The organism is uncultured Acinetobacter sp. (assembly GCF_947626835.1).
GTDB lineage: Bacteria > Pseudomonadota > Gammaproteobacteria > Pseudomonadales > Moraxellaceae > Acinetobacter.
In genome coordinates, this window is record NZ_CANQTS010000005.1 from 93266 (window position 1) to 104194 (window position 10929).

Sequence of the window (10929 nt, forward strand, 5' to 3'; positions counted from 1 at the left end):
TGATTTTTACGCTATATTGGCGTAAATTTTTTCAATTACCAAGCTTTTTCTAAGATCTGCTTTAAATCAGCAAGGCTTGCTTCTTTAGGATTATAAATAATTGAACCATCGTTGAGGGCTTTGTCAGCAATCTCATCAAATTGTGCTTGGCTGACCTTATGAGTTTCACGCAATGTGCGTGGTAATTGGGTCAGGCTATACAAGCGATCGCGCATGGTGCTAATGCTGCGAATGGTTTTTTCAGCCCGTAAGTGTGCAGGCGTTTGTGCATAAATTTCAGCACCGGCAAGCGGCAGCAAAAGTTCACCGATTTTAGCGCCATTGACCGATTGGTTGTATTCAAGCACATACGGTAAAAATAAATTCATACATAAACCATGCGGTAAATGTGCAACTGCACCTAAAGCATGTCCTAAGGAATGCACCAAGCCAACCATAGAATTAGAAAATGCAATGCCTGCCATGGTAGAAGCTTGGGCAAGTTCTAAGCGTGCTTGAGCATCTTCAGGGTTGTCTAATACATGAAACAAATTTTCACTGATTTTTTTAATTGCAGCTGTTGCATAAGCATCGCTAATTGGATTGGCTGCCATGCAGGTATAGGCTTCAATGGCATGTGTCATGGCATCCATTGCCGTCATTGCAGTTAAATGAGGTGGCAAGGTTTTGGTCATGCGTGGATCTAAAATCGCCGCATGTGGCATTAAGTAATACGATGCAAATGCCATTTTGACATTTTTTTCAGGATCAGCCACCACCGCCACCATGGTCACTTCAGACCCTGTCCCTGACGTGGTGGGAATCACAAAAAATGGTTTAAGCGGTTTAGGTAAATTGTGAGCACCAGAATATTGCAATAGGTCATCACCACCTTCAGACACTAAAATGTTAGTGGCTTTTGAGGTATCAATCACCGAGCCACCACCGACGGCAATAATCGCATCGCAGTGTTGTTCACGGTACAGTTGGGCAGCTTGACGTACCGTCTGTAAACTTGAATCTGGTGGTACATCATCAAAAATGTCAGCAATCACGCTATCGCTTGCTGCAAAAGCCGCTTCAATAGGGGCTAACAGTTGATTATGACGTACGCCTTTATCGGTAATAATGAGGACACGTTTAGCACCTAAAGTGGCCAACTCAAAAGGAATATGTTCAAGTGCTGCATGACCTGCAATGACTTTCACCGGACAGAAAAATTCGTAATAAGGCTTAGCCATGCTGATCACTCCGTTTTAAATAAGATTGCGCCACTTTTAAGTAAATATTGGCAGCACCGCGTAATTTGTCTTTTAAGGGCAATTGGGTTGGATATTGTTTGACGGCAAGTTCAGCCACAAGTTTAGGTAAAATCAGTGCTTCCATTTTGTTTAAGCAACGCACCAAACGAATGGCATAGCTTAAATCGCCATCTGCCACCATACGGTCATTAGCAAAGGCTTGGGCGGTACTTTCTTGAAAAGAAAACACCAAAAATGCATGATGCATATGTTTAAAACGCACCGTCAAGTCAGGCTTGTCTGCATATTCATTGAGTAAATTCAATTGTCCATTTGAAGTCACTTGTGCCACAAAAGCAGGACCATGTGGGAAGACACTCATCGAAAGCACAAATCCTACCGGAAATTGACGGATTTCGTGTTGCACTTCTTCATCAACTTGGCTGGCCATGACCAAACCACGCCCAATCACATCCATCATGGTTTTGACATAGATCTGCTGTAATGTGGGTTTAACGGCGCTTGCTGCAATCACAGAGGCATCCTTTTTTTATTAAAGATTATTTTTTAATTTAAGCATCAATCACTTGAATATCACTAAAGTAACCGCTCGTGGTTAAACTTGCAATCATATCGCGGCATAAGTCATCAAAGCGTGGGTAATTGGGCACTAAATCCATGACCCGAACCATTTCAAGTCCAGCATAGCCACACGGATTAATGGTTTGAAAACCAAATAAGTCACAATCAATGTTAAGTGCTAAACCATGATAACTGCGACCTTTACGAATTTTAAAGCCGAGTGAGCCAATTTTACGCTCATTGACATAAACGCCCGGTGCATCTGCTTTGGCATAGGCAGCAATCCCATACTTTTGCAGTAAATTGATCATCAGGTTTTCAGCATAGCTGACCAAAGTTCTGACATTCCAACCTAGACGATTGAGATCAAACATAAAGTAAGCCACCAATTGTCCCGGACCATGCCATGTCACTTGACCACCACGGTCGCTTTGCACCAGTGGAATATGGCTTGGCATTAACACATGCTCAGGTTTACCGGCTTGACCTTGAGTGAGTACCTCATGATGCTGCAAAATCCACAGTTCATCGGGTGTGGTTTCATCACGCTGTTCGGTTAAGCTTTTCATCTCTAAAAATCGTGCTTCATACGGGGTTAAGTCGTGATAATGACGAATTACTAAAGCAGGTTTAACCACATCTGTCACAGTATGTGTCCTATACAATCGAACAAGTGCTGCTGATTATAAGATGAATTAACATAAAAAGGTGAGCCATAAAAAAACACGCAAAGTGCGTGTTTTTTTAACTTACAGGGCAGTACGAATTAACGGACAAGCAGCAAGATCAGCATAGACAGCATGTACTTGCTCAAGTTCTTCAAAACGTAGCTGAGCGGTAATTGAATGATACTTACCTGTACGTGATGGGGTAACACTCATGCTATTGCCATCAAATTCTGGAAAATGCTTCACAAAAATTTCTGTCACAGCCGCATGTAACTCAGCACCTGCAAGACCAATCAATTTAATTGGATAGTCCATAGGAAAAACCCAAAGATCTTCTTGGAGTTCGCGTGATGGAGTACGATTGGTCATGTCAATCATGGGACACCTCTTAATTAAAAATACCTGCTAAAAGCAGGTATTTTGATGTATGCGCTTATACTCATATTATGGGGGAGATTCCCCCATATTCAAGTCAGTATTGTTGCATGTATAGATTAGTCATTCTCAAGGAATGAACGTAAATGTTCAGAACGAGATGGATGACGTAATTTACGTAATGCTTTTGCCTCAATCTGACGGATACGCTCACGCGTCACGTCAAACTGTTTACCCACTTCTTCCAAAGTATGGTCAGTTGGCATATCAATACCAAAACGCATTTTTAAGACTTTGGCTTCACGTTCAGTTAAGTTTTCTAACACTTCACGGGTCGCTTCTTTTAAGCCTTCAGACGTTGCCGCATCAATTGGAGAGGTGATGTTGCTGTCTTCAATGAAGTCACCAAGATGCGAATCTTCATCGTCACCAATTGGTGTTTCCATAGAAATCGGCTCTTTGGCGATTTTCAGTACTTTACGTACTTTCACTTCGTCCATTTCTAAACGTTCACCTAATTCTTCAGGTGTCGGTTCACGGCCCATTTCTTGTAACAACTGACGCGAAACACGGTTAATCTTGTTGATGGTTTCGATCATGTGTACCGGAATACGAATGGTACGCGCTTGGTCTGCAATTGAACGAGTAATTGCCTGACGAATCCACCATGTTGCATAGGTCGAGAATTTATAACCGCGACGGTATTCAAACTTATCCACCGCTTTCATCAAGCCAATGTTACCTTCTTGAATTAAATCCAAGAACTGTAAGCCACGGTTGGTGTACTTTTTGGCAATTGAGATGACAAGACGTAAGTTGGCCTCAACCATTTCTTTTTTAGCACGACGAGCTTTGGCTTCGCCAACTGCCATACGTTTTGAAATGTCTTTGATGTCTTTAACGCTTAAGCCAAGTTCTTTTTCAATATCTGCGATCTTTTGTTGGAACGCTAAAATATCTGGGCGTACTTTTTCAAGGTAGCCTTTTTGCTCAGGTGTAGCTTTGGCAATTTGTTCGTCTAACCAAGCAAAATTTGACTCTTGACCTGGGAAGGTGGTACGGAATTGGATACGGTCCATACGACCACGACGGATCGCATAACGCATCACTTCACGTTCTGAAGCACGAATTTGATCATGTGTACCACGAATCATCTCTGAAATTAAATCAAATAGACGCGGGGTAAATTTAAACATCATAAACACGGTTGCAAGTGCTTCAAGCGCTTGAGTCGCTTCTTGGCTGTCACGACCATGTTTTTCAATGACAACTTTGGTGTTTTTCCATGCATCGCTTAATTCAGCAAAACGCACTTTGGCAATTTCAGGGTCAGGACCTGAATCGGCTTCAGAATCATCATCACTTTCTGATTCTTCGTCTTCATCTTCGTCGTCAAGTTTGACGTCTTTGGTGGTTTTAGACGTGGTATCTTCTTCTAACACCACTTCTTCTAAAACTTCAGGAATATCATCATCAGTTTCTGGGTCTAAATAACCAGATAAAACGTCAGCAAGACGGCGTTCGCCTGCAACATAGTCATTATATTCTTGGAGAACAACTTCAACAGCATTGGGCCAGTACGCAATTGAATTGAGAACGTCGCGGATCCCTTCTTCAATACGTTTAGCAATGCTAATTTCGCCTTCACGCGTTAACAGCTCAACCGTACCCATTTCACGCATGTACATACGTACAGGGTCAGTGGTACGACCAGGCTCATTTTCTACAGAGGCTAATACCGCAGCGGCTTCTTCTTCCGCTACTTCATCGGCTGCATCAGCATTGTTTGAGTCGAACATCGCGTCATCAGATTCAGGCGCACGTTCATGCACAGGAATACCGACGTCTTGAAGCATTTGAATAATGTCTTCAATCTGTTCACTTTCGGTGATCGAGTCTGGGAGATGATCGTTAACCTCAGCGTAAGTTAAGTAACCTTGCTCTTTGCCTCGGCTAATCAGCGCCGCTACTTGAGAAGTAGGGGAAGTCATATCGCTCATCTTTGCTTACTCTTGGTTGAATCTGTGGCAGTAAAAAACCGTGCATGATAGCACAATTTCAAAACATAGTTTTTGAATTGATTGTTCAGGCATGATTTGTCGCTATAGGGTTTAAGTTCAATATGGGGGTGCGTGTTTAAATTACAAGCACAAATAGCAGCGTTGCTGTAAATCTTTATATATTTTAACATATTTTAATATCAAGCGTTCATTGTTCAATAAATACACAAAAAATAAAAGGGCAAATTGCGTTAAAAGCTGTAATTTTAGCCTGATTTTACAATAAAACTTGACAAGATCAGCAAAGGCAGATAAATAGCGCCTAGACCCATTACATTTTTTCATTAGAGGTAGTTTTAGTGTCTTCGACAGATTTTGAACTAGATGATAACTACGGTGATGATGATGTTAATTTCGAGGAGGCCTCACCCAAGCTGAGTGCTAAAGAGTCGTTGGAAAAACGCCGCCTCATCGATGAATTACTCGCGCAACGTCGTTTAGAACGTGAACTTAAAGATTTTGATTACGACATCGACGATGACGATGACTTTGACGACGAAGATTAAGCAATTTTCATGTAGCATCGCTTGAATAAATGCTATGCTAAACCTTTCGATATTTCTAAGTTTGGATATTAGATGAGTGCTTTTGATTTAGACCAGTTAAGCGAATATTTAGATGGCGACCAAAATGAGTACGGTCTAGATTTTGCTGCGACACATGGTTTTTTATGTGCCATTGCAGTTGGCCCTCAGTTTGACAAATGGTTAGATGAATTATTCGAAGGCAATCAGAAGAAGGTTCCAGCAGAAATCATCGCACAAGTTAAAGCATGGTTAGAGGCAATTCGTCAAAGCTTAGCCAATGAAGATGGGATTGAATTTCCTTTTGAAATTGAAGAAGCCGATACTGAATCAAGCCTAGGTGATTGGAGTGTAGGCTTCGTCGATGCCATGTTCTTAAATGAAGAAGCTTGGTTTACCGATGAATTTGAAGAGCAATTGGTGGATTTAACATTACCGATTATGGTGTTTAGCGGTATTGATGAAGAAGATCCACAAATGGAAACCTTCCGTCGTAACGGTCAGTTAATGGACGAATTAGCAGAAGAAATTCCAGATAACTTAAACGAAATTTACTTGATGTATCATACACCAAGCTAAGTTTTAAGTTAAAAAAGCACCCAAGGGTGCTTTTTTTATTGGCGTTTTTTACGCAGATGGCGCCGATACAAAATCACCGCAATGATCACAATAACAATCGCGATAATTACATAGCCGACTTGGCTAAAAATTTGCTGCATTAAGGCTTGGTTTTCACCAAAGTAAAAACCCATACAGGCTAAAAAGGTAGTCCAAATGATGGTGCCTAAGCCACTAAACAGCATAAATTTCCAAAACGGCATACGGCTCATGCCAGCAGGAATACTAATTAAAGAGCGTACCGCAGGTACCATACGTCCAAAAAATACAATCCGATGACCATATTGCTCAAACCATGCTAAGGATTTCTTGACATCTTCAGATTTAATAAATAAATATTTACCGTAGCGATCGACAAAACGAAAAATAGCAGCATGACTAAATTGATAACCGAGCCAATACAATACAGCAGCCGCTAACAGTGAGCCAAGGCTACCGGCTATAATCACACCCATTAAGGTCAATGAGCCTTGAGAAGCCGTATAGCCAGCAGAGGGCATAATGATTTCTGAGGGAATGGGTGGAAAGACGTTATCAAGGAACATCAACAGCGCAATGCCTAAGTAGCCTAGGCGCTCCATGATGCCAATAATCCAATCAGTCAAAATATACGCTCATATCGTTCAAGCAGAGGATTTGATGCTAAGCGGCTTTGAACACAAGATAAAGCACGCTTTTGTAAAAAAGCCCGCAGGCTGCGGGCTTTAAGCTAGTTGTATTACAGACGCTTACGCTTTGCAGCAGCAATTTGTGATTGGCGCATACGGAAGCCTTCTTTTTGCTTTTCTGTGGTCTTGTCGATGCAGTACACGCAAGATACACCATGTTCATAGCTTGCTAGTTCTACTTCTTCAGGCAGCAACGGCCAACCACAGGCATGACATTTCACATGCTGACCTTCTTCAACACCGTGTGTCACCGCAGTACGACCGTCAAATACGAAGCATTCACCTTCCCACATGCTTTCTTCAGGTGGAGTTTCTTCTAGGTATTTTAAGATACCACCTTTTAAGTGATAAACTTCGGTAAAGCCTTCTTGTAAAAGCAATGAAGTTGATTTTTCACAACGAATACCACCTGTACAGAACATGGCGATTTTTTTATCTTTATGCTGTTCGAGATTATTTTTTACGTATTCAGGGAATTCGCGGAAAGTTTCCGTTTTTGGATCAAGTGCACCTTTAAACGTGCCTGCCTTGTACTCGTAGTCATTACGAGTATCGACCAAAATGACGTCGTCACGTGCAATTAATTCATTCCATTCTTTAGGATCAAGATAGTGACCTACTAAATCGCGCGGTTTAACTGGCACACCTAAAGTTACAATCTCTTTTTTGAGCTTGATTTTCATTTTACGAAATGGTTTTTCATCACTATGTGATTCTTTATATTCCATTTCATTAAAACCTTCGCTTAAAAGGAATTGATGAATAGTGTCAATTGAAGCACGATCACCGGCCACGGTACCGTTAATGCCTTCGCCAGCTACAATAAGAGTACCGCAAAGATTGATGGTGTTTACCAAGTCTAAAAGACGTTGTTGCAGATCGGCAGGATCTTGAACTTCTTTGAATTGATAAAGTGCCGCAACAACCCAGTCAGCGGTCGCTTGCTGTTCTACAGGTGCAAGCTGTTCTACAGTAGCGTTCATGGATACTCCAAATGTAGCTAGTAAATTTTAAAGGACCACATTTTAACTGAAAAGCACACAATATTCAAAATTTCCCTACAAAAAATAAGCCTTTTTAATCACACTCGATCAAGCTATGCTAGGCGCGCTAAATCTTAAGGCAGAATGTGGAGTTTTTATTTTGAGCAATGAGCGTCGAATAGCCTCTTTAACCCCGTGTGCAGGGCGTTGTTCTACTGTGTTTGGGGATTTGGTCTGTCGTGGATGTCGACGTTTTAGCCATGAAGTGATTCACTGGAATCAATATACCCCTGAGCAACATGCTGCTGTGTGGATTCGTTTAGATGCCCAGCTTGATCAAATCTTAGTTCCGATGCTGCCACTAGCTAATCGACAACAGGTCGAGGGCTTTTTACACTCAAAACGCGTGCGTTTACGTAGTGATGCTAGTCTTGGGCGTAAGTTGTATCATGCGTTAAAATTGTGTGAAAAGAACCGCCATTTAACCGATGACAGTGGTTTGGGGATTCATTATAAACAAGTGCGTCCATTATGGGATGAATTTGAGCAGCGTGTGTTAACACTTGCCAATGCGTCTTATGACGTGGCATTTAAGCGTGCCCAAGGTATTCGCTATCATTTGTTACATGGCAAGATACAATTTGAGCAAGTATAAAAAAACCCGCAATTGGCGGGTTTTTTATACACAGTTAAATTTTAAGCCACTTGTACTGGAATACAGTTTGCAGTGTGATTGACTGTGTTATTTGGGTTGGCATAGACCAAACGTGGCTGATGTGCATCTGCCTCAGCTTCAGTAAAATCACCAAAAGTGGCAATAATGACCAGATCACCTACATCGGCTTGATGGGCAGCACCGCCATTGACTGAAATAATGCCAGAATCTTCTTCACCACGAATTGCATAAGTGGTAAAGCGTTTGCCATTCGTTACGTTCCAGACGTGAATTTCTTCGTATTCACGAATCCCGGCGAGGTCCATTAAAGTACCATCAATTGCACATGAACCTTCATAGTGCAATTCCGCATGAGTCACCACCGCACGGTGAATTTTGCATTTAAGTAAACGAGACAGCATAACGAGCTCCCAATCAGATCAATTCATCCATTAATTTTGCGCACACGAGCGCAATGCATTGTGCGTTGAAAATACACAATGCGCAAGGGGATAGGTTTATGGCTTATAGGCGTTAATTTGATTCATGGCAGGTTGAATATCACCATTGACCAACAGTTTGATTTGGGCAAGGGCATGATGAATGGCATCATCCATGAGATCTTGTTCTTTGCTTGGTGCTTTACCTAAGACATGACCTGAAACTTGATCTTTGGCACCCGGATGACCAATACCAATCCGTAAGCGATGAAAATTTGGCCCAGTATGCGGCACGATATCGCGCAGACCATTGTGACCACCATGACCACCGCCAGTTTTTAGGCGAATGACCCCTGGATTCATATCCAGTTCATCATGTGCAATCAGCATGCGTTCAGGCGCAATATTATAGAATTTAGCGAAAGGTACGACACTTTTACCCGATAGGTTCATAAAAGTCGTCGGTAACAATAAACGAACGTCTTGACCTTCGATATTGCCACGGCCGCTCATGCCGTTAAATTTGGGGTCGGTTTTTAAATTGATACCATAACGTTCTGCGAGGCGTTCGACAAACCAAAAGCCTGCATTATGGCGGGTTTGGGCATATTCCCGACCGGGATTACCCAAACCAACAATTAGCGAAAGATTAGCCACTAATTACACCAATAAACACTTATGCGCGTTTGAAGTCAGCGTGCATAGGCGTGTTTTTAGCAGGGTGACGTTGTAACGCTTGGATTTTAACGCTTTCAACTTTGTCGCCTACTTGAATTTCGATTACTTCTTCAAAGAAAGCGTTGTCTTCTAAGAACTTAACAAGTTGACGAAGTTCTAAAGTTACCGCTACAGGAGCAGCTTCGCCACCGTAGATGATTGCTGGAACTTGGTTTTGAAGACGAAGGCGGCGGCTCGCACCTTTCCCTTGAACTGCTTCTTCACGTGCTACTGCATTTAATACGAAGTTTGCCATGATAGACATTCCTATTTAAGTTAATGGACTAGACTCGCGACCAGTCTAGTTGATAGAAAGCCCCGCCAAATGGCAGGGCTTTAAAATTTAAGTGCTCGATTATAGATAAGAATCGAACATTGCGCTAATAGATTCTTCGTTGTTAATACGACGAATTGTTTCAGCAACCATGCTTGCCACTGAAACTTGACGAATCTTACCAAGCGCTAAAGCTTCTTCTGAAAGCGGAATAGTGTCTGTAACCACCAATTCATCGATCACTGAATTTTTTAAGTTTTCGATTGCTTTACCAGATAATACTGGGTGAGTTGCATAAGCCACAACTTTACGTGCACCAAAAGTTTTTAGTGCGTCAGCTGCTTTACACAACGTACCTGCAGTATCGACCATATCATCAACAATGACACAGTCACGATCTTTCACATCACCAATCAAATGCATCACTTGTGATTCATTCGCTTTTTGACGACGTTTATCGATAATTGCAAGATCAATATCGCCCATTTGTTTTGCAACAGCACGTGCACGTACCACACCACCTACGTCAGGTGAAACCACCATGAGGTTGTGATGCGACTGTTGACGTAAGTCAGCCAACAATGCTGGTGTACCGTAGATGTTGTCTACAGGGATATCGAAGAAACCTTGGATTTGGTCAGCGTGTAAATCGATCATCACCACACGGTCAATTCCGACTGTTGTTAGCATATCTGCAACAACTTTGGCAGTAATTGGCACACGGCTTGAACGAGGACGACGGTCTTGACGAGCATAACCGAAGTAAGGAATGACTGCAGTAATACGACCAGCACTTGCACGACGCAGTGCGTCTGCCATGACCAAAATTTCCATGAGGTTATTGTTGGTTGGAGCACAAGTAGGCTGTACGATAAATACGTCTTTACCACGCACGTTCTCAGTGATTTCTACAGCAATTTCACCATCAGAGAAGGTAGAAACAGATGCAGCACCTAGAGGAATGTGTAAATGGCTTACGACTTTTTGAGCGAATTGTGGATGCGCAGTTCCACTAAAAACGACAAGATTGGGCATGAAGCACCCTTGGCGGTTAGAATTGGGAAAGAGATGGCAGGGGTAGCTGGATTCGAACCAACGGATGCCGAGATCAAAACCCGGTGCCTTACCACTTGGCGATACCCCTA

General features: G+C 42.2%; 14 protein-coding genes and 1 tRNA gene. 3 read left to right on the plus strand and 12 right to left on the minus strand.

Annotated features, from left to right (window positions below; all coding sequences use genetic code 11):
- Positions 1-35: 35 nt before the first annotated feature.
- From Q0Z55_RS04420 to rpoD, 5 genes are all read right to left on the minus strand, one after another.
- The gene (locus Q0Z55_RS04420; protein WP_297424680.1) at positions 36-1220 is read right to left on the minus strand and encodes an iron-containing alcohol dehydrogenase; all 1185 of its coding nucleotides are present in this window, start codon (positions 1218-1220) and stop codon (positions 36-38) included.
- The gene (locus Q0Z55_RS04425) at positions 1213-1755 is read right to left on the minus strand and encodes a hypothetical protein (protein ID WP_297424683.1); all 543 of its coding nucleotides are present in this window, start codon (positions 1753-1755) and stop codon (positions 1213-1215) included. The genes Q0Z55_RS04420 and Q0Z55_RS04425 overlap by 8 nt, the downstream gene beginning before the upstream one ends.
- A 37-nt stretch (positions 1756-1792) precedes the next feature.
- Positions 1793-2449 carry a lipoyl(octanoyl) transferase LipB gene (lipB, locus tag Q0Z55_RS04430; RefSeq protein WP_297424686.1) on the minus strand — a complete coding sequence of 219 codons (657 nt, stop codon included), beginning with the start codon at positions 2447-2449 and terminating at the stop codon, positions 1793-1795.
- A gap of 102 nt (positions 2450-2551) precedes the next feature.
- Complete coding sequence (locus Q0Z55_RS04435; RefSeq protein ID WP_297424722.1) at positions 2552-2839, minus strand: DUF493 domain-containing protein; 288 nt, start codon at positions 2837-2839, stop codon at positions 2552-2554.
- A gap of 125 nt (positions 2840-2964) precedes the next feature.
- The gene (gene rpoD / locus Q0Z55_RS04440) at positions 2965-4845 is read right to left on the minus strand and encodes an RNA polymerase sigma factor RpoD (RefSeq protein ID WP_297424689.1); all 1881 of its coding nucleotides are present in this window, start codon (positions 4843-4845) and stop codon (positions 2965-2967) included.
- 359 nt (positions 4846-5204) lie between these two features.
- Between rpoD and Q0Z55_RS04445 the strand changes: the two genes are divergently transcribed.
- Both Q0Z55_RS04445 and Q0Z55_RS04450 read left to right on the plus strand, forming a co-directional pair.
- The gene (locus tag Q0Z55_RS04445) at positions 5205-5411 is read left to right on the plus strand and encodes a PA3496 family putative envelope integrity protein (RefSeq protein ID WP_297424691.1); all 207 of its coding nucleotides are present in this window, start codon (positions 5205-5207) and stop codon (positions 5409-5411) included.
- 72 nt (positions 5412-5483) lie between these two features.
- A complete protein-coding gene (locus Q0Z55_RS04450) occupies positions 5484-6008 on the plus strand; it encodes a YecA family protein (RefSeq protein ID WP_297424694.1) in 525 nt (174 codons plus the stop codon).
- A 35-nt stretch (positions 6009-6043) separates the two neighbouring features.
- On the opposite strand, the gene Q0Z55_RS04455 is transcribed toward Q0Z55_RS04450, so the two are convergent.
- The gene (locus Q0Z55_RS04455) at positions 6044-6628 is read right to left on the minus strand and encodes a DedA family protein (protein WP_297424726.1); all 585 of its coding nucleotides are present in this window, start codon (positions 6626-6628) and stop codon (positions 6044-6046) included.
- Between the two features lie 137 nt (positions 6629-6765).
- Positions 6766-7698 carry a rhodanese-related sulfurtransferase gene (locus Q0Z55_RS04460; RefSeq protein ID WP_297424697.1) on the minus strand — a complete coding sequence of 311 codons (933 nt, stop codon included), beginning with the start codon at positions 7696-7698 and terminating at the stop codon, positions 6766-6768.
- A gap of 160 nt (positions 7699-7858) precedes the next feature.
- Between Q0Z55_RS04460 and Q0Z55_RS04465 the strand changes: the two genes are divergently transcribed.
- The gene (locus Q0Z55_RS04465) at positions 7859-8353 is read left to right on the plus strand and encodes a DUF1289 domain-containing protein (protein WP_297424699.1); all 495 of its coding nucleotides are present in this window, start codon (positions 7859-7861) and stop codon (positions 8351-8353) included.
- Positions 8354-8394: 41 nt separating this feature from the next.
- On the opposite strand, the gene panD is transcribed toward Q0Z55_RS04465, so the two are convergent.
- The 5 genes from panD to Q0Z55_RS04490 all read right to left on the minus strand — a co-directional run bounded on the left by panD (position 8395) and on the right by Q0Z55_RS04490 (position 10928).
- Positions 8395-8775, minus strand: coding sequence for an aspartate 1-decarboxylase (gene panD / locus Q0Z55_RS04470; RefSeq protein WP_297424702.1), 381 nt, complete (start codon positions 8773-8775; stop codon positions 8395-8397).
- A 96-nt stretch (positions 8776-8871) separates the two neighbouring features.
- Entirely contained in the window at positions 8872-9450 is a 579-nt protein-coding gene (gene pth, locus Q0Z55_RS04475; protein ID WP_297424705.1) for an aminoacyl-tRNA hydrolase, read from the minus strand.
- 19 nt (positions 9451-9469) lie between these two features.
- Positions 9470-9766, minus strand: coding sequence for a 50S ribosomal protein L25 (gene rplY, locus Q0Z55_RS04480; RefSeq protein WP_297424708.1), 297 nt, complete (start codon positions 9764-9766; stop codon positions 9470-9472).
- 99 nt (positions 9767-9865) lie between these two features.
- Positions 9866-10819: a ribose-phosphate pyrophosphokinase gene (locus Q0Z55_RS04485; RefSeq protein WP_297424710.1), complete on the minus strand. Its 954-nt coding sequence runs from the start codon at positions 10817-10819 to the stop codon at positions 9866-9868.
- 34 nt (positions 10820-10853) lie between these two features.
- Positions 10854-10928 (minus strand) — tRNA-Gln (locus Q0Z55_RS04490).
- Between the last annotated feature and the right edge of the window lies 1 nt (position 10929).